Here is a 19,311-nt window from a genome sequence, read left to right on the forward strand (position 1 = left end):
TTCATCTTTCCGGTTTTTGCAATTCGGCGGATTTCCGTGGAAATCGTTCCGAACCGTTCAAACCGGCTGTCCGAACCACACTAAAGCACCGGAGTTTCTCCGTTTGTTTGTGTGGGTTTGGTTTCCGTTCCGACCTGTTCTGGTCGGCGGCAACTCGTTTATCTTGCCACACCCCGGCCGGTTCCTGCAACTCGGCGGGACTGTGATGCCCCACACCGTGCAAACCGCCTTCGGTGGGTGCCCTCCCCGTTCCGGAACCAGCCCGGCCGGTGAGGAGCACAGATCCATTGTAGGGAGATACCGTGCTCCGGATGCAACCCGAGAGCCCGTGCCGGTCCTCACACGGGGCGGATTCAGCCGCTGACGCGCAGATACTCCAGCTGCGCTGCCACCGAAAGCTCAGCTGCGGGGCGCACGGAGGCGGGTACGTCTGCATAAACGGCATCGGTCACGTCCTGAACCGCAGCGCCCTCCCCCAGCTGTTCCAGTGCCGAGCGGATCTGTGCCAGCCGTTCATCCCGGTGGTCACGGTAGGTCAGAACCACAGACTCCAGGTTCTCCAGATCCGGGCCGTGGGCCGGCAGCACGGTAGCCGGTCCCAGCTTGCCGAGTTTGTCCAGGCTCGCCATAAAGTCCACGAGGGTTCCGTCCGGGTAGTCCAGCACGGTGGTCCCCCTGCCCAGGATGGTGTCCCCGGTGAGAACCGAACCGTTTGTGCCGTCGCCGGGGAGGTAGAAGCACACCGAGTCGGAGGTATGCCCCGGGGTTGCCAGCACCTGGATCTGTGTGCCGCCAGCGTTGATGGTCTCGCCGTCGGCCAGTTTTTCTCCGCCGAAGCAGAATGCCGGGTCCATGGCGCGGACAGGCGCACCGGTGAGCCGGTGCAGCTGCTCAGCACCTTCAGTATGGTCCGGGTGCCGGTGCGTGATCAGGATGAGGGCGATCTCGCCTTCAGCGGCCAGCGCCGCGAGGTGTTCCTCCTGCACGGGGCCCGGATCAACCACCACCGTCGGGCCGCCGTCCACGGCAGCAATAAGGTAGCTCTTCGTGCCATCCAGGCTCATGGGCCCGGGGTTGTCGGCCAGCCGGTACCGGGTAAGCGGAGAACTGCGCACCAGCTGCCCCGGTGCCGGCTGTGCCGATTCAGTCATGGTCGGTTACGCCAGCCGGGTCAGCCAGCCGCGGGTGTCCTCCACGGCTCCGGTCTGGATCCCCAGGAGCTCCTGGCGGATGGACATGGTGACTTCCCCTGCCGCGGCTTCCGGGGACCCGATGGTTTCGGTTTCCGACTTCAGCTCGCCGACCGGTGTGATCACGGCGGCAGTACCGCAGGCGAAAACTTCGGTGATCTCGCCGGAGGCAACGCCGTCGCGCCATTCATCAAGCGTGATCTTGCGTTCTTCGACCTGCATCCCGCGGTCGCGGCCAAGCTGAAGCACGGAATTGCGTGTCACTCCGTGCAGGATGGTTCCGGACAGTGCGGGCGTAACGAGCCGTCCGTCCTTGAAAACGAAGAACACGTTCATGCCGCCAAGTTCCTCCACGGCGTTGTCGTTGAACTCGTCCAGGAAGAGGACCTGCTTGCAGCCGTTGGCTTCGCCTTCCATCTGCGCAATGAGGGAGGCTGCGTAGTTGCCGCCGCACTTGGCTTCGCCGGTTCCGCCGCGGCCCGCGCGTGCGTACTTGGTGGAGAGCCAGATGGATACGGGCTTCAGTTCCCCGCCGAAGTAGTTGCCGGCGGGCGAGGCGATGACGCGGTAAGAGACTTCGCGGGCCGGGCGGACACCCAGGAACGGTTCGGTGGCGATCATGAACGGACGCAGATACAGGGATTCCCCGTCCCCGGCAGGCACCCAGTTCCGGTCGACGGCGACCAGCTGGCGCAGGGACTCCAGGAACAGTTCCTCAGGCAGTTCGGGCAGTGCAAGCCGGCGGGCCGAGGTGTTGAGGCGGGCCGCGTTAGCCTCCGGGCGGAAGGTCCAGATGGAGCCGTCCTGGTGGCGGTAGGCCTTGAGGCCTTCAAAAATCTCCTGGCCGTAGTGCAGGACACCAGCGGCCGGGTCCATCGCGATCGGACCATAGGGCTCGATGCGGGCGTCCTGCCACTGGCCTTCACCGGTCTCTCCAGCGCGGTAATCAATGACGGCGGTGTGGTCCGTGAAGTGGTTTCCGAATCCCGGATCCGCGAGAATCCGTGCGCGTTCCTCCTCGGACTTGCGCTGGGTGGATAGCTTCTGGGTGAATTCCAGAGCGCTGACAGACATTATTCCTCCACGGTGAACGGGCCAGCCGTTCTCTTTCCGATTGATTGGGTCACTGTTGAGCTTATGACACTGCCGCGGCGATCGCATCGCCGATTTCCGCCGTTTTGCGTGCCTGACCGCTGCGGCCTGCGACGTCGGCCTCCACTGCCTGTTCCACGCGTTCGGCTTCGGCGTGGAAACCCAGGTGGTGCAGCAGGAGCGCGGCCGAGAGAATGGCCGCCGTCGGGTCGGCTTTCTGCTGCCCGGCGATGTCCGGGGCGGAGCCGTGGACCGGCTCGAACATCGAGGGGAAGGTGCCTTCCATGTTGATGTTGCCGGAGGCTGCCAGGCCGATTCCGCCGGTGACCGCGGCGGCGAGGTCGGTCAGGATGTCGCCGAAAAGGTTGTCGGTGACGATGACGTCGAACCGGGACGGGTCAGTGGTCAGGAAGATCGTCGCCGCATCAACGTGCAGATAGTCCACCGCCACGTTCGGAAATTCCGGGGCAACCTCGTCCACGATGCGCTTCCACAGCTTGCCGGCGTACACCAGGACGTTGTGCTTGTGCACCAGGGTCAGCTTTTTGCGCGGCCGGTCATTGGCGCGGCGGAAGGCATCCCGCACCACGCGCTCGACGCCGTAGGCCGTGTTCAGGGAAACCTCGGTGGCGATTTCGTGCGCAGTGCCGGTGCGCAGTGATCCGCCGTTGCCGACGTACGGTCCTTCGGTGCCTTCGCGGACAACAATGAAGTCGATGTCGCCGGGATTCGCCAGCGGGCTGGCCACGCCGGGAAAGAGCTTCGAGGGCCGCAGGTTCACGAAGTGATCCAGGTTGAAGCGCAGCTTCAACAGCAGTTCCCGCTCGATCAGGCCGGACGGGATGGCGGTGTCTCCGGGGGCCGCGCCGACCGCACCGAAGAGGATGGCGTCGTGCCCCTTGATGGCCGCCAGGGTTTCCTCCGGCAGGGTTTCGCCGGTCTGCAGCCAGTGCTCTGCGCCGAGGGAGTATTCGGTGAGGTCGAAGCTCGCCGGGCTGTCTTTCGTCACCGCCGTCAGTACCTTCACGGCCTCGGCCGTTACTTCGGGACCGATTCCGTCGCCGGGAATAACGGCCAGGGAGATGACTTTCGACGCTGCTTCACTCATGGGGTAAGTCTAGGAAGTGTGTCCATATAGCGGTCAACACGTATCACATAGTGAGACGACGACGGCGGTGCGGCGTCAGGAAGGCCCCGGTAGCGGGTGCCTCCCCCGGTCCTTCTAGCCCTGCCAGCTCCCTGCCTGGAAGCTCAGCCCACGGCATGACGCGCCCGTATGTCACCGGGCCCTAGAGTTGTTGTCCATGCTGCTGCACCAACGCCTCTATGCCTGGACACAGGCCAACCCGTTCAAGGTTGACCTCGCCGGTGCCCTGCTGGCCGCACTGTTCTTCGCGTTTCCTTTGCTGCTCAGCGGGCCCGGGACCGCGGTCGAGTTTCTGCTCTCTGCCGCAATCTGCCTGCCGCTGGCCTGGCGGCGTACCCGGCCGGTTCCGGCTGCGGCCGTGATGGCGGCAGCCTGCCTGATCCAGCTCCCCCTGGTTCCGGTGACGGGGCTGCCGGCGGATTTCTTCGTCCTGGTGATGGTGCATGCGCTGGCCGCCTACGCCCCGCGCTGGGCCAGCCTGGGCGGATTGGCCCTCGCCTTGGTTGGCGGCGTTCTGGTGATCTTCCAGTATCTGGCCCTTCCCGCTCTCCAGACCTACGCCCAGAATCCGCCGACGGGGATGATCGGCTTCTGGCTCATCGCGCTCGTCGCTGTTGAAGCCGTGGTCCTTGTCTGCTGGACCTTCGGTGACCTGGCCCGGACCCGCCGCCTGGCCATGGAATCCCTCCGCGACCGGGCCCGCCGGCTCGAAGTGGAGCGCCAGCAGGAACGGGACCTGGCCGCGGCGGATGAACGCACGCACATCGCCCGGGAAATGCACGACATCGTTGCCCATTCACTGTCGGTGATCATCACCCAAGCGGACGGCGCAAGGTATGCGAGCGCCCAGGACCCGGAAATCGCGACGGCGACGCTCGGCACCATTGCCGAGACCGGCCGCGGATCGCTGCGGGAAATGCGGCGCCTTCTCGGCGTCCTGCGCGGTGACGACGGCGCGTCCACCCGTCCACTGCCCTCACTTGCGGACATTGGCGACCTGGTGGAGGGCGTCAAACGGGCCGGCCTGGACGCCCAGGTGCTCACCACCGGGACGATGCGGCGTGCCCTGCCAGCCGGCGCCGAGCTCACGGCCTACCGGGTAGTGCAGGAAGCCCTCACGAACGTGCTCAAGCACGCCGGTCCGCAGGCGCGCGCCACAGTGGACCTCAACTGGACGCCGGGCGGACTGGGCATCACGGTGACCGATGACGGGCGGGGAGCCGGGGCGGATCCGCGGCACGACGGCGGCAGCCCGCGCGACGGCGCCGCCCGCACCCCGGGCGCGGGCCAGGGCATCATCGGCATGAAGGAGCGCGTGGCGCTCTACGATGGAACTCTGGAAGCCGCTCCCGCCCTGGGCGGCGGATTCCAAGTCGCCGCATTCATCCCCTACACGGAGGCCTAACGCATGACCGCCCCCTCCCCCGGCATTACCGGGGAGACCCCTTCGGCCCCGCCTATCCGGGTTGCGCTTGTCGATGACCAGCAGCTGGTCCGCGGCGGCTTCAAGATGCTGATCAATTCGCAGCCGGACCTCACGGTGACCGCCGAGGCCGGCAACGGGGCCGAAGCTGTCCGTGTGCTCTCGCAGGCCCCCGCCGACGTCGTGCTGATGGACGTCCGGATGCCCGGCATGGACGGCATCGAAGCAACCGCCCGGATCCTGGAGCAGGCCGGGTCCCGCAGGGCGGACGTCAAAGTAGTCGTTCTGACCACCTTTGACCTGGATGAATATGCGCTCTCCGCTATCCGTGCCGGGGCCAGCGGCTTCCTGCTCAAGGACGCCCCGCCCGAGGAACTGCTCGAGGCCATCCGCACCGTGTACCGCGGCGACGCCGTGATCGCGCCGTCGACCACCCGCCGGCTGCTGGACCACGTGGCACCCATGCTGCGCGAGCCCACCCCGGAAGTCAGCCGGCATGCCGCCAGCGTGGAGACCCTGACTCCCCGCGAGCGCGAGGTCTTCACGCTGATCGCCGCCGGGCTCTCCAACCCTGAGATCGCAGCAAAGCTCTTCCTCTCCGAGGCCACCGTGAAAACCCACGTTGGCCACATTCTTGCCAAGCTCGGCGCCCGTGACCGGGTACAGGCGGTTGTGATCGCCTATGAAACCGGTATCGTCGCCCCCTAGACCTAACCAGGTCTCCGGCCGCAGGAGCTGCTGCTGGAGTCCTACCGGCTGGCCGGTCCGGTTCCACCCACGGTATGAGAGGACAGGGCGGGATCCCCGCCCGTCCTCCGATGTGCCGGACGGGGGCGGCAAAATAGGTTTGGGGGTATGACAACCCTTACTGAGCAAAACGCTGTGCCCGGACGCGGCAGCAGCACTGCTGCCGCAGCGGCACAGGCCCTGAACAAGACGTACGGCAAGGGCGACACCGCCGTCCACGCCCTCCGCAGCGTCGACGTCAGCTTCGAGGCCGGAACCTTCACCGCGATCATGGGCCCCTCGGGGTCCGGCAAGTCCACCCTGATGCATTGCCTGGCAGGGCTCGACTCCGCAGACTCCGGCCAGATCTGGATCGGCGGTGCCGAAATCACCGGACTGAACGACGCCGACGTCACCCGCCTGCGCCGCGACAGCGTGGGATTTGTGTTCCAGTCCTTCAACCTCGTCCCCACGCTCACCGCCGAGCAGAACATCACCCTCCCGGTATCCCTGGCCAACGGCAAGGTGGATACCGCATGGCTCGCCGAGATCACCCGCACCCTGGGCCTCGAAGGCCGGCTCAAGCACCGCCCCCACGAACTCTCCGGAGGCCAGCAGCAGCGCGTCGCCGTCGCCCGTGCCCTGCTGACCCGCCCACACGTTATCTTCGGCGACGAGCCCACCGGCAACCTCGATTCCCGTTCGGGTGCGGAGGTGCTCTCGCTGCTGCGCCGCTCCTCCCGCGAGATGGGCCAGAGCATCATCATGGTCACCCACGATCCGGTGGCTGCCTCCTACGCGGACCGCGTGGTGCTGATGAACGACGGCGCACTGGTGGGCGAGCTTTCCAATCCCACCCCTGAGAGCGTGCTGGCGGCCCTGACAAAGCTGGGGGCATAACAGTGCTGCAGGTAGCCCTGGCGCAGGTGCGCCTAAATGCCCGCCGTTTCATCGCCGTCGGAGTGGCCGTGCTGATCGCCGTCGGCTTCCTCACTGCCACCCTCATCATCAATGCCTCCTCCAAAGCCTCGCTCACCCAGAGCGTGGGGCAGAGCTTCCAGAACGCCGACCTGGTGGTTTCGGCAGGCTACGACGACGAGTCAGGGACCTTCGCCGTCCTCGACGAAAAGACCGCTGACCTTGCCCGCGGCATGGACGGGGTCGCAGACACCTACACCGTGCTCGCCAGCTCCGTAGCCGTACGGGACGGACGGGGAACGTCCTACGCGGTGCTGACCAACATTCCGGCGGATGAATCGCTGCTGCCCGTGGCGGTGGTCAAGGGCAGCCTTCCCGCCGCCGCCGGGGACGTAGCCATCGACAAGCAGACCGCCGACCGCCGGGGCATTGACCTTGGTTCGGTGCTCCCCGTCATGTCCGCAGATGACCTGGCGGGAGCCGAAACTCCCCTCACGGTGACGGCAATTGTTGAAGCGTCGTCCAATCCAAGCATGATGGGCAACGCCCAGCTTTACGCAGTTGACCAGACAGCTGCCCCCTTTGCCACTACCGGCTTCGGCTACGACTCGATCCAGCTTGCCCTGGCAGAGGGCGCGTCGGTACAGGAGGTCCAGACCGCACTGACGGAGGCGATTGCCGACGCGGGAATCCGTGCCGTGACAGTGCGCACCGTGGAAGAGCAGACCACCGAACTTATGGCTGGCTTCACGGGCGGCCAGGACAGCCTGACCGTAATCCTGCTCGCCTTCGCCACAGTTGCCCTCCTGGTCTGCGCCCTGGTGGTCTCCAACACCTTCTCCGTGCTGGTGGCGCAGCGCACCCGTGAGCTGGCCCTGCTGCGGTGCATTGGCGCCGGCCGGTCGCAGATCCGCCGTTCCGTGCTCGTCGAAGCGCTGCTGGTGGGCGTTGTTTCCTCCATTGCCGGCGTGCTGGCGGCGGTGGGCCTGGTGGCCGCAATCATTGCCTACCTCCAAGCGCTTCCGGAAAGCGGCTTCGCCACCCTGGACGTTCCGCCCCTGGCGGTCGTGGCAGGCATGGCTGCCGGTGTCATCCTCACCGTCCTTGCGGCGCTGGTGCCCGCCCGCGCGGCCACGGCCGTGGCACCGCTGGCCGCCCTGCGCCCGGCCGAAGAAGTCCGCGCCGGTACCCGCAAGGGACGTGTCCGGCTTGCCGCGGGGCTGGTGCTGGCGGCGGCCGGTGCTGCACTGCTGGCCTTCGGCGCCTATGACGGAGACCTGCTCATTGCCCTTCCGGGCGGAATCCTCAGCTTCGTCGGCATCCTGATGTGCTCCACGCTCTTCATTCCGCCCCTGGTCCGTGCCGTCGGCTTCCTGGCCTCCCCACTCGGTGTTCCCGGCAAGCTTGCGGCGGTGAACGCAGTGCGGAATCCCCAGCGGACGTCGGCAACGGCGTCGGCCCTGCTGATCGGAGTCACCCTGGTCGTGATGATGATGACCGGCGCAGCCACGGCGCGAAACGCCTTCGACGACACACTGGCCGGCGAGTTCCCGGTGGACGTCACCATCCGCGGAGCCATTCCCGTCGAGTCGCCCTTTACCGGGAAGGACGCCGCTGCCGCTGCGGCCGTCGCGAACGTGGACCGGGCCGCCTTCCTGCCCCTCGCCGGGCTTGCCGGCGGCGAGGAAGAGATCCCTGTCTACGCCCTCGATGCTGCGGACAGTCCCGTGCTGCAGGACGCGTCAATGGTCCCGGGGGAAGGCACCATCATGATGCCCCAGGGGACGGAGGCTAAAACCGTCACCGTGCGGGGAGCCTCCGGGGACCTGGAGCTGGACGTTGTGACGTCCAGCAGCCGGTATTTCCCCGCACTGGTCTCGGCCGAGACAGCCCGGACGCTGGGCGGGGTTCCGGACCAGCAGGCACCGGAACAGTTCCAGGCGCAGCCGATGCTGTGGCTGTCCGTCGCAGACGGCCTGAACACTTCCGGAATCCTGGATCTCCAGTCGGGCCTGGCCGAGGCATTGAACATCGAGGATTACCAGATCACGGGTTCCGTCATTGAGCGTGCCGCCTTCGAACAGGTGATCGACGTCCTGCTGATGGTGGTGACCGGGCTGCTGGGAGTCGCCGTCGTGATTGCCCTGGTGGGCGTCGCAAACACACTCTCCCTCTCGGTCCTGGAACGTACCCGGGAATCCTCACTGCTGCGGGCCCTCGGGCTGACCAAACGCCAGCTGCGCGGCATGCTGGCACTGGAAGCAGTCCTGATTGCCGGCGTTGCCGCACTGTTCGGGATCGCCCTCGGAGCGGTGTACGGCTGGCTTGGCGCCCAGTCCGCGCTCGGTTCCTTCGCCAACGTGGTCCCGGCCCTGCCGTGGGCCCAGCTGGGCGGAGTGCTCGCGGTCGCCCTGGTGGCCGGGCTGGGGGCATCCCTGCTCCCGGCCCGCCGGGCAGCCCGCCTCTCCCCCGTGGCAGGGCTGGCCGCGGACTAACGCTCCCAGGCCACATCCAGCGGGCGCGGGGCAGCATCCGATAGGGATGCTGCCTCGCGCTTTGTGCGTCGGATCTGCAAAGATACAAAGCATACTGACAACATGCCGGCGCAGCGCGCCGCGTACGGAGCAGAGAAGGAGCCCCAATGCCCCAGACAGGATCCGGCCGGACACCGCGCCATGAGTCACTGGCCGCCTACTTGGATGACCATCTGCTGGGTGCGGAGACCGGGGTGCGCCTTTTCAAAGCAGCCCGCCGGACGTGGGAAGGCACAGAGCATGAGGGCGTCTTCGCCCACCTCACCGAAGAGATCTCCGACGAGCGGGACGAGTTGGAGACCCTCATCCTGGCCCTCGGCTACCAGCGCAGCCGGATCAAGATGGCGCTGGCATGGGCGGGAGCCCTGGTGGGACGCGCCGGCCCGGTCAACCCGCTGAGCACCGGTTCCGGGACCTCCGGCCAGCTGGAACTCGAAACGCTGCAGTCCATTGTGCGGGCGAAGGAATGCCTGTGGCGCACGCTGCTGGTCCTCTCCGCCCACGACCACCGCTTCCATGCCCCGCGGATCCGTGAACTGCTGCACATGGCCCAGAAGCAGCAGGAGGCTGTTGCCAAGGTCATGGAAGACACCGCTCCGGCGCGCTTCCTCACCTAGGCCGACCTGCCGGGTAGCCCCAGAAACGAAAAGCAGAAGGTGGCCGGTTGTCCGGCCACCTTCTGCTTTGTCGGCTTCCGCTCGTCGGGGACGGGAACTACTCCGCCGGCTCCTCGTACTTGGGGAAGATCGGCGCCGGAGCCGGCAGCGCGGTGCCGGGAACCAGCGGGGTACCGAGGGCGGCAAACATCCGGGCCGCGCCGTCGGGCTGGCCCAGCACATCCAGCAGCTTGCCGGCGCTACCGGGCATGACCGGCTGGATAAGGATAGCGACGATCCGCAGCACTTCCAGCGTCACGTACAGCACGGTGTTCATGCGTTCGACGTCGGTCTTCCGCAGCACCCACGGAGCCTGCTCGGCGAAGTAGGCATTCGTATCACCGAGGACCTTCCAGGTGGCTTCAAGCGCACCGTGGAAATCCTGCGCGTCATAGGCCTCGCGGGAAACCTGCAGCAGCTTCCCGGCGGCCTCCAGCAGAGCTGTGTCCTCTGCGGTGAACTCCCCCGGCTGCGGAACGGCGCCGGCGCAGTTCTTGGCCACCATGGAGAGGGAACGCTGCGCGAGGTTGCCCAGGTTGTTGGCGAGGTCGGAGTTCATGCGGCCCACCACTGCCTCATGGTTGTAGGAGCCGTCGGCGCCGAAAGGCACTTCGCGCAGCAGGAAGAAGCGGACCGAGTCCAGTCCGTACTGGTCAGCCCAGTCCTTAGGCGCCACCACGTTGCCCAGCGACTTGGACATCTTTACGCCCTTGTTGTGCAGGAAACCGTGGATCATGATCCGCTTGGGCAGTTCCAGCTTCGCGGACATCAGGAACGCCGGCCAGAAAATTGCATGGAAGCGGGAGATGTCCTTGCCGATCACATGCACGTCCGCCGGCCAGTACTTCTTGAAAGTTTCGCTTTCGGTATCCGGGAAGCCGACGCCGGTGAGGTAGTTGGTCAGCGCGTCCACCCACACGTACATCACGTGGTCAGGGTTGCCGGGAACCGGAACGCCCCAGTCGAAGGTGGTGCGGGAGATCGACAGGTCCTCAAGTCCGCCCTTGACGAAGCTGATGACCTCGTTGAAGCGGGAGCGCGGTGCAGCGAAGTCCGGCTGGGACTCGTACAGGGCCAGGAGCTTGTCCTGGTAGGCGGAGAGGCGGAAGAAGTAGCTCTCCTCCTCTGTCCAGGTCACCTCGGTATCGGTTTCCTTGGAGTAGCGAACGCCGTCTTCGCGGACTTCGGTCTCGTCTTCGCTGTAATACGCCTCGTCACGGACGGAGTACCAGCCGGAGTACTTCGACAGGTAGATGTCGCCGTTCTCCTCCATCCGCTTCCAGATGGCCTGGGCAGCGGCATAGTGGTCGGCGTCCGTGGTGCGGATAAAACGGTCATAGGAAGTGCCCATGTCCGCTTCCATCTGCTTGAAGGCGGCGGAGTTGCGGTCCGCCAGCTCCTTGGCGGTAATGCCTTCTTTGTCCGCGGACTGCTGCATCTTCAGCCCGTGCTCGTCCGTACCCGTCATGAAGAAAACGTCGTAACCGTCCAGCCGCTTGAAGCGCGCCATCGCGTCAGTGGCAATGTGCTCATAGGCGTGCCCGATGTGCGGTTGGCCGTTGGGGTAGGAGATGGCTGTGGTGATGTAGAACGGGGTCTTGGAGTCGGTTGAAGTCACACTAGAAAATTACCCTGTTTCGGAGCGGCTTGTCGCTTCGGGTCAGGGCTCTGCCCCAACCCGAAGCAGCGTGCGTCAGTGCGCGTCCCGCTCCAGCACCGATGTAAGCACCGGGGAGGTGGCTGCCAGCCCGGCACGCACCAGCGCAATACCCACCGCAACGGAGGCTGCCAGGAATCCCATGGCCACCGGGTTGAAGACGAAGGCGGCACCGACAACGGGGAAGATCAGGGCCGCAGAGACGGCAGCGGACGCGGCGCTCACCAGCACCACCGGCTGCATCACTGCGCCGGTGCGCGCCCCGTCAATAACCTCCCGGGGCATCCCCATCCGGTGCAGGCTGCGGTAGAGCTCAGCCCGGTCCAGGACCGTCGCTGCCTGGTTGATGCCGGCTGAGCAGGCCACCATCAGGAATCCGGCGATGACGGTGATGAAGACTCCGGTCATGATGTCCTGGAGGAGGAAGTCTTCCGGCCCCTCGGCCTGCGCGGTCTGCAGCAGGGCAGCGCCGGCACCGGCAACGACGGCGGTGAAACAGACCATTGAAAGTGCGCTGACCTGGCGCCAGGCTGCCTTCGGTGCATCCAGTACGATCCGGGCGGCGAGCAGTGCCTGCGGTGTTGCCGCCCGCCGCAGGCGCCGTTTCGCGGAAAGAGCCACCAGCCACGGCCCCACCAGGTTCAGGACGGCGAGTCCTCCCGCAAAGGCGCCGAAGAGGATGACCAGGGCAAGCGCCGCCACGCCGACCGGAGTCAGCAGCGCCGCCACGCAGAACACCACAATGAGCACCGCGATGCCTGCCCGGGACCAGTGGACTTTCTGCGCATCGGCGCGGGTTCGCACGCCCAGCGGTGAAATGACTACGCGGCGAAGGCTGATGACCGAGCTGGTCACCGCAAGGGCCACAACGGCGGCAACGCCCGCCGCGGCGGCGGCCGGATGCAGCCAGTAGGCGCTGCCCAGCGCAGCGCCGCGGAATTGGATGAGCTGCACGAACGGTGCGAACACGACGTAGCCCAGCACACCGGCGAGGGCTCCGGTGAGGGCCTGCGCAGCAGCTTCCAGGATGGTTACCTGCCGGACTGTCCGGGCGGAGGCGCCGAGCAGCCGGAGGGTGGAGAGGTGTTCATCCCGGCGGCGGGCTGACAGGCGGGCAGCTGAACCGCCCAGTGTCAGGAGTGGAAGGACCAGCAGGATCAGGGCAAAGGCTGCGAGCAGCAGGTACAGGGATCCTTCGTCGTCTCCCCACTGGGTGAAGGACAGGGCTCCGGCGAGCACGGTGAGCAGCAGCGTAGTGACGACGGCGAAGGACGCTGCGGGCAGCAGTGCCGCAGCAGACCCGGAGGTGCCGGGCCGGTTCAGCAGCCAGGTGAGCCGCAGCGGAACGGCCCACGGGGATGAGTCCACGGCACGGGTCAGGACGGAGGACGCACTCATCGGGCTACACCGGCGGTGTCGGCGGTATCAGCAATGACCCGCCCGTCCGCAAGCGTGACTACCCGGCTGCACCAGCGGGCAACCTCGGGATCATGGGTGACCACCACCAGTGCGCGTCCGGTTCCGGCGACGGACTGCAGCAGCAGTGCCATCACGTCTGCGGAGGTGCGTGAGTCCAGGGCCCCGGTGGGTTCGTCGGCGAACAGCACCCGCGCTCCGTTCACCTGTGCCCGGGCAATTGCCACCCGCTGGGCCTGTCCGCCGGAGAGTTCACCGATCCGGCGCCCTTCCATCCCGGTCAGCCCCAGCGAGGCAAGGGCGGTGGCAGCCTGCTGCTCGGCAGTGGGGCGCGGGGTTCCATTGAGCATGAGGGCCAAGGCTACGTTTTCTCCGGCGGTCAGTTCGGGGATCAGCAGTCCCTGCTGGAAGACGAACCCAAACTCAGTGCGGCGCAGCGCTGAGCGGGCCTCGTCATCCAGGGCGGTGATTTCCGCCGGTGCTGCCCCGGCCCCGGCGTAACGAACGCCTCCTGCATCCGGGAGCACGATGCCGGCCAGGCAGTGCAACAGGGTGGTCTTGCCTGAACCGGAAGCACCCATTACTGCGGTGGCCTCTCCGGGCCGTACCTCGAGGCTGACACCGGCCAGTGCTGTCGAATTTCCGTAGGACTTGGTCAGGTTGGCGGCGGCAAGCAGGGGCCGGCCGGGCAGGGATACACTCATGACTCCATCGTGTCCCGGAGTCAGCCTGCCGCACATCGCCTTCCGGCCTGAACCAGGGAAGCGACGGCGTCGTACTGCAGGTGGAGATCAGGCCGTCCGCCATACTCCCCCGGACGCAGGAAAGGCCGGCTCCGTGTGACTGAACTGCTCAGTACGGAACCGGCCTTTCCTCAAAACAGGGCGAATTAGTCCTGCAGGTCCACTTCGCGGGCCACGGAGGCGCCGATGGCCTCGCGCAGCGTTTCCAGCACATCCTGCGGGACGGAGGAATCCACGGTCAGCAGGGACAGCGCCTGGCCGCCCTCGGAATTCCGGGCCACCTGCATACCGGCGATGTTGATGTCCTTCTCGCCCAGGATCCGGCCAAGGGAGCCGATGACGCCGGGGCGGTCCTGGTAGATCAGCACCAGCAGGTGTTCGCTGATGGGGATTTCCAGATCGTAGCCGTTGACGCCCACGAGCTTCTGGATCTGCTTCGGACCCGTCAGGGTGCCCGCCACCTCCAGCTGCGTGCCATCGGAGAGGGCGCCGCGGATGGTCAGCAGGTTGCGGTAGTCGTCCACGTCCGGCGTGGTGATCAGCCGCACGGCAATGCCGCGCTGCTCGGCCAGCACCGGCGCGTTCACGTAGGAGACCTGCTCGGAGACGATATCGGTGAAGATACCCTTCAGCGCGGCCAGTTCCAGGGCCTTGACATCCAGGGACGCGATTTCGCCGGCCACCTCGATGTCGATGGCGGTCATGGAATCGTGGGCCAGGGCGGTGAAGATGCGTCCGAGCTTTTCGATCAGCGGGATGCCCGGGCGGACATCTTCGGCAATGACGCCGCCGGCAACGTTCACGGCGTCGGGCACCAGTTCGCCGGCCAGCGCCAGGCGGACGGACTTGGCGACCGAGATGCCGGCCTTTTCCTGCGCCTCGTCAGTGGATGCACCGAGGTGCGGCGTGACGATGACGTTGTCCAGGGACATAAACGGCAGGTCGGTGCTCGGTTCCTTGACGAAGACGTCGACGCCGGCGCCGGCGATCTTGCCTTCGGTGAGCGCCGTGTACAGGGCCTCTTCATCCACGAGGCCGCCGCGGGCCACGTTAACCACGTAGGCCGTTTCCTTCATCTTCTCGAACGCCTCGGCGCCGAGCATGCCCAGGGTTTCCGGAGTCTTGGGCATGTGGATGGTGACGAAGTCCGACTGTTCCAGCAGCTCGTCGAGGGTGACCAGCTTGACGTTCAGCTGGGCGGCGCGGGCGGAGGTGATGTACGGGTCGTAGGCCAGGACCTCGGTGCCGAAGCCCTGCACGCGGGCTGCCACCAGGGCGCCGATGCGGCCCAGGCCGATGATGCCGACCTTCTTCTCGAAGAGCTCAGTGCCGGTGTACTTGGAACGCTTCCACTCCCCGCCCTTGAGCGCGGCAGAGGCCTGCGGGATGTGGCGGGCCAGGGACAGGATGTGTCCCACGGTCAGCTCCGCGGCGGAGATGATGTTCGACGTCGGTGCGTTCACCACCATAACGCCGGCCTGGGTCGCCGACCGGATGTCCACGTTGTCCAGGCCTACACCCGCACGGGCGATGACCTTCAGTTTCTTGGCGGCGGCAATGGCTTCGGCATCGACCTGGGTGGCTGAGCGGACCAGGATGGCGTCGACATCTGCGATGGCGGACAGCAGCTGGGAACGGTCAGCGCCGTCGGTTTGGCGAATCTCGAAATCGGGGCCGAGGGCCTCAACCGTGGCAGGCGAAAGTTCCTCCGCGAGGAGTACTACTGGTTTGGTGGCAGTCACCGATGACCTCTTTAGCTGTGTGTCGATGTGGTTTGGGTATTCACGCCGGAGGCCGGACCCGTTGCCGGGCCCGGCCTCCTTACCGAAACGGCTTGCTTTTTAAGCCTAGCGCGCCGGTTATTGACACGGAGAATCCGCGTCTTTGTTACCTCAGTGACTAGCGTGCGACGGAACCTTCGGTGTAATCGTCGTCGGACTTGATCCAGGAGAAGAGCTTGCGCAGTTCGCGGCCGGTGGCCTCGATCGGGTGGTCTTCACCCTTCTGGCGCAGTTCCTTGAACTCCGGAGCTCCGGCATCCTGGTCATCGATGAAGCGCTTGGCGAAGGCACCGTTCTGGATGTCGGCGAGGACAGCCTTCATGTTTTCCTTCACCTCGGGGGTGATGACGCGCGGGCCGGAGACGTAGTCGCCGTACTCAGCGGTGTCGGAAACGCTCCAGCGCTGCTTGGCGATGCCGCCTTCAACCATCAGGTCAACGATCAGCTTGAGCTCGTGCAGGACCTCGAAGTACGCGACCTCCGGCTTGTAGCCGGCTTCGGTCAGCGTCTCGAAGCCGTACTGAATCAGCTGGGAAGCGCCGCCGCAGAGGACAGCCTGCTCGCCGAACAGGTCCGTTTCGGTCTCTTCGGTGAAGGTGGTCTCAATGACGCCTGCCCGGGTGCCGCCGATGGCCTTGGCGTAGGAAAGCGCCAGGTCCTTGGCCTTGCCCGAAGCATCCTGCTCGACGGCGATCAGGTCGGGAACGCCGCGGCCGGCTTCGAATTCGCGGCGGACGATGTGGCCCGGGCCCTTGGGTGCCACGAGGGCAACGTCGACGTCGGCCGGCGGCTGGATGTAGCCGTAGCGGATGTTGAAGCCGTGGCCGAAGAACAGTGCGTCGCCGGACTTGATGTTCGGGGCGATTTCCTCCGCGTACACGAAGCGCTGGACCTGGTCCGGGGTCAGCACCATGATCAGGTCGGCTTCGGCGACGGCCTCGGCGACGCTGAGGACCCGCAGGCCTTCGGCTTCGGCCTTGGCGCGGGACTTGGAGCCTTCCTTGAGGCCAACGCGGACATCAACACCGGAATCGCGCAGGCTGAGGGCGTGTGCGTGGCCCTGGCTGCCGTAGCCGATGACGGCGACTTTGCGTCCCTGGATGATCGACAGGTCGGCGTCGTCGTCGTAATACATGTCAGTCACTGAAATATCTCCTGTTTGGGTTCTTGGATAAAGGTTTGAGGTGGAACTAGGCGCTGCGCAGCGCGCGGTCACTCATGGACTTCGCGCCGCGGCCAACGGCCAGGGTTCCGGATTGAACAATTTCGCGGATGCCAAAGGGCTCCAGCACTGAAAGCAGTGCATTGAGCTTATCGGCGGTGCCAGTTGCTTCAACGATCAGGGAGTCGGTGGACACATCTACCACTGAAGCACGGAACAGCTCGGCTGCCTGGGTTACCTGCAGCCGGGTTGCGGCATCCGCGCGAACCTTGACCAAGATGTGGTCGCGTTGCACGGAGGAATCGGGAACCAGCTCGACGATTTTGATGACGTTGACGAGCTTGTTCAGTTGCTTGGTGACCTGCTCGAGCAGATCACCCTCGGCCTCGACGACCACGGTGATGCGGGACAGCCCGGCAACCTCCGATGGTCCGACAGCCAAAGAATTGATGTTGAAGGCCCGGCGGGCAAACAGCGACGCTACCCGGGTCAGGACACCCGGGACGTCTTCGACCAGCACGGAAAGGGTGTGGCGTGCCATATCCCTACTCCTCCTCTTCCCAGGTGGGCGTCATATTGCGGGCAATCTGGATGAGGTCGTTGCTGACCCCGGTCGGGACCATCGGCCAGACCATGGAGTCGCGGCTGACCACAAAATCGATGACCACGGGGCGGTCGTTGATTTCCAGTGCCTGCTTGATGGTGGCGTCGATATCCTCTTCGCGTTCGCAGCGCAGGCCCACGCAGCCGTAGGCGTCTGCCAGCTTCACGAAGTCCGGGACCCGGACGGTGTCGTGGCCGGTGTTGAGGTCGGTGTTGGAGTAGCGGGACTCGTAGAAGAGTGTCTGCCACTGGCGCACCATGCCCAGCGAGGAGTTGTTAATGACTGCGACCTTGATCGGGATGTTGTTGATCAGGCAGGTCGCCAGCTCCTGGTTGGTCATCTGGAAGCAGCCATCGCCGTCGATCGCCCAGACCACCCGGTCCGGATTGCCAACCTTGGCGCCCATGGCGGCAGGCACGGAGTAGCCCATGGTGCCCAGTCCGCCGGAGTTCAGCCAGGCGCGGGGACGCTCATATTTGATGAACTGTGCGGTCCACATCTGGTGCTGTCCCACGCCGGCCACGTAGACACCCTCGGGACCGGTGAGTTCACCAATCCGCGCGATGACCTGCTGAGGGGCGATGTGCCCGTCTTCGGGCTCGGTCCAGCCGGTGGGGTAGGTGTCGCGCAGCCGGGAAATGACGGACCACCACGGAGCGATGTCCGGGGCACCGGTGGACTCGAACTGTGAGCGGACGGCCTCGGTGAGTTCAGGGATGATCTCCTTGACCGAACCGACAATCGGAACGTCCGCGGTGCGGTTCTTGGAAATCTCGGCGGGGTCAATGTCGGCGTGGATGACCTTGGCGTTGGGCGCGAAGGTGCTCAGCACGCCGGTGACGCGGTCATCGAACCGGGCCCCGAGAGTGATCAGCAGGTCGGACTGCTGCAGGGCGGTCACAGCGGAAACCGAACCGTGCATACCGGGCATGCCAACATGCTGCGGGTGGGAATCGGGGAAGACACCGCGGGCCATCAGGGTGGTCACCACGGGAGCTCCGACCAGCTCCGCCAGTTCCAGCAGCTCGGCCGAGGCGTTGGCCTTCAGGACACCGCCGCCGACGTAGAACACCGGCCGCTGGGCAGCTGCGATTAGCCTGGATGCTTCCCGCACCTGCTTGGAGTGTCCGCGCACGACCGTGCGGTAGCCCGGAAGGTCGATCTTCGGCGGCCAGGAGAAGGTGGTCTGGCCCTGCTGGGCGTCCTTGGTGATGTCCACCAGGACGGGGCCGGGACGTCCACTGGTGGCAATGTGGAAGGCCTCGGCCAGGACGCGGGGAATGTCGTCCGCGTTGGTTACCAGGTAGGAATGCTTGGTGATCGGCATGGTGATGCCGACGATGTCCGCTTCCTGGAAGGCGTCCGAGCCGATAACGGTGCTCGAGACCTGCCCGGTGATAGCCACCATGGGCACGGAGTCCATGTGCGCATCAGCAATCGCGGTGACCAGGTTGGTGGCACCGGGTCCCGAGGTGGCGATGCAGACACCAGCGCGGCCGGTGACCATGGCGTAGCCTTCGGCTGCATGGCCGGCACCCTGTTCATGCCGGACCAGGATGTGCCGGAGCTTCTTGGAATCCATCAGCGGATCATAGGTCGGCAGGATCGCGCCGCCGGGAAGACCGAAGACGTCGTCGACTCCGAGTTCTTCCAGCGAACGGACAATGGCCTGCGAACCGGTCATTTCGGTTGGGGGTACTACGTTGTTCGGACCCTGGACCCGGTTGTCCATGGCTTCAGCCGAGGCCGCTACAGGGAATGCTGCATCTTGTTTCTTGGCATGCACGGACCGGGCCGGGCCTGCCTTCTGTGCCATCAGCGACGGGCTGATTGGCGATCCCTTACTCATCGGAAACTTCCTTTGCGGATACATATCCATGTTGTTCTGATGCGGCGGCTGCCCGGGCGGTCGGTCCGGTGCGGCCTTTGTACTTTCTGAAGCCAATAAAAAAACCCCTCGTGCCTGTTGGCTCCGTAGGGGTTCGCGCGTGACGTCTTTTTCAAGTCGGGCTGTTACGCCACGCGCTTGGTAAGGACGACGGTTACGATCTGCATACTGATCAGTCTTCCCCTCCCCCGGTTACAGTGTCAACCGGAGGCCCTACCGTCTCATTATATGGACACCCATCCCACCTTCTGGACACTCCCGCCTACAAAAGGCGGCAGACCTTCCGCGATAGCGGGTTTTATGCCCCACCCCCAGAAGGCGGCAGGGCTTAATAAGGCTGCAAAGGCCTAAGGGGCCCCGCCGGCCGCCGCGCC

Annotated in this window: 15 protein-coding genes; 5 read left to right on the forward strand and 10 right to left on the reverse strand. The window is 65.6% G+C overall.

Features of this window, described 5'->3' with window-relative positions:
• Positions 1-353 precede the first annotated feature (353 nt).
• From H9639_RS16310 to H9639_RS16320, 3 genes are all read right to left on the reverse strand, one after another.
• Positions 354-1,151: an MBL fold metallo-hydrolase gene (locus H9639_RS16310; protein WP_191809143.1), complete on the reverse strand. Its 798-nt coding sequence runs from the start codon at positions 1,149-1,151 to the stop codon at positions 354-356.
• A 6-nt stretch (positions 1,152-1,157) separates the two neighbouring features.
• The gene (locus H9639_RS16315; RefSeq protein WP_191809144.1) at positions 1,158-2,264 is read right to left on the reverse strand and encodes a branched-chain amino acid aminotransferase; all 1,107 of its coding nucleotides are present in this window, start codon (positions 2,262-2,264) and stop codon (positions 1,158-1,160) included.
• 61 nt (positions 2,265-2,325) lie between these two features.
• Positions 2,326-3,390: a 3-isopropylmalate dehydrogenase gene (locus tag H9639_RS16320; RefSeq protein WP_191809145.1), complete on the reverse strand. Its 1,065-nt coding sequence runs from the start codon at positions 3,388-3,390 to the stop codon at positions 2,326-2,328.
• Between the two features lie 196 nt (positions 3,391-3,586).
• Between H9639_RS16320 and H9639_RS16325 the strand changes: the two genes are divergently transcribed.
• The 5 genes from H9639_RS16325 (at position 3,587) to H9639_RS16345 (ending at position 9,647) form a co-directional block, all read left to right on the forward strand.
• The gene (locus H9639_RS16325; protein ID WP_191809146.1) at positions 3,587-4,834 is read left to right on the forward strand and encodes a sensor histidine kinase; all 1,248 of its coding nucleotides are present in this window, start codon (positions 3,587-3,589) and stop codon (positions 4,832-4,834) included.
• Positions 4,835-4,837: 3 nt separating this feature from the next.
• Positions 4,838-5,560 (forward strand): response regulator, encoded by a 723-nt coding sequence (locus tag H9639_RS16330; RefSeq protein WP_191809147.1) that lies wholly within the window; start codon positions 4,838-4,840, stop codon positions 5,558-5,560.
• A 147-nt stretch (positions 5,561-5,707) separates the two neighbouring features.
• Positions 5,708-6,478 carry an ABC transporter ATP-binding protein gene (locus H9639_RS16335; RefSeq protein ID WP_191809148.1) on the forward strand — a complete coding sequence of 257 codons (771 nt, stop codon included), beginning with the start codon at positions 5,708-5,710 and terminating at the stop codon, positions 6,476-6,478.
• A gap of 2 nt (positions 6,479-6,480) precedes the next feature.
• Positions 6,481-8,991 (forward strand): ABC transporter permease, encoded by a 2,511-nt coding sequence (locus tag H9639_RS16340; RefSeq protein WP_191809149.1) that lies wholly within the window; start codon positions 6,481-6,483, stop codon positions 8,989-8,991.
• Between the two features lie 146 nt (positions 8,992-9,137).
• Positions 9,138-9,647 carry a hypothetical protein gene (locus H9639_RS16345; protein ID WP_191809150.1) on the forward strand — a complete coding sequence of 170 codons (510 nt, stop codon included), beginning with the start codon at positions 9,138-9,140 and terminating at the stop codon, positions 9,645-9,647.
• 97 nt (positions 9,648-9,744) lie between these two features.
• Here H9639_RS16345 and metG read toward each other — a convergent pair whose 3' ends face one another.
• The 7 genes from metG to H9639_RS16380 all read right to left on the reverse strand — a co-directional run bounded on the left by metG (position 9,745) and on the right by H9639_RS16380 (position 18,898).
• The gene (gene metG / locus H9639_RS16350; protein WP_191809151.1) at positions 9,745-11,304 is read right to left on the reverse strand and encodes a methionine--tRNA ligase; all 1,560 of its coding nucleotides are present in this window, start codon (positions 11,302-11,304) and stop codon (positions 9,745-9,747) included.
• Positions 11,305-11,379: 75 nt separating this feature from the next.
• A complete protein-coding gene (locus H9639_RS16355; protein ID WP_191809152.1) occupies positions 11,380-12,741 on the reverse strand; it encodes an FtsX-like permease family protein in 1,362 nt (453 codons plus the stop codon).
• Positions 12,738-13,463: an ABC transporter ATP-binding protein gene (locus H9639_RS16360; RefSeq protein ID WP_191809153.1), complete on the reverse strand. Its 726-nt coding sequence runs from the start codon at positions 13,461-13,463 to the stop codon at positions 12,738-12,740. Before H9639_RS16360 ends, H9639_RS16355 begins: the two co-directional genes overlap by 4 nt.
• A gap of 185 nt (positions 13,464-13,648) precedes the next feature.
• A complete protein-coding gene (serA, locus tag H9639_RS16365; protein ID WP_191809154.1) occupies positions 13,649-15,244 on the reverse strand; it encodes a phosphoglycerate dehydrogenase in 1,596 nt (531 codons plus the stop codon).
• A 157-nt stretch (positions 15,245-15,401) separates the two neighbouring features.
• On the reverse strand, positions 15,402-16,427 hold the full coding sequence (ilvC, locus tag H9639_RS16370) for a ketol-acid reductoisomerase (protein WP_191809155.1): 1,026 nt from the start codon (positions 16,425-16,427) through the stop codon (positions 15,402-15,404).
• A 46-nt stretch (positions 16,428-16,473) separates the two neighbouring features.
• Entirely contained in the window at positions 16,474-16,986 is a 513-nt protein-coding gene (ilvN, locus tag H9639_RS16375) for an acetolactate synthase small subunit (protein WP_191747226.1), read from the reverse strand.
• A 4-nt stretch (positions 16,987-16,990) separates the two neighbouring features.
• The gene (locus H9639_RS16380; RefSeq protein ID WP_191809156.1) at positions 16,991-18,898 is read right to left on the reverse strand and encodes an acetolactate synthase large subunit; all 1,908 of its coding nucleotides are present in this window, start codon (positions 18,896-18,898) and stop codon (positions 16,991-16,993) included.
• Positions 18,899-19,311 lie beyond the last annotated feature (413 nt).

Source organism: Arthrobacter gallicola (assembly GCF_014836775.1).
Classification (GTDB): Bacteria; Actinomycetota; Actinomycetes; order Actinomycetales; family Micrococcaceae; genus Arthrobacter_B; species Arthrobacter_B gallicola.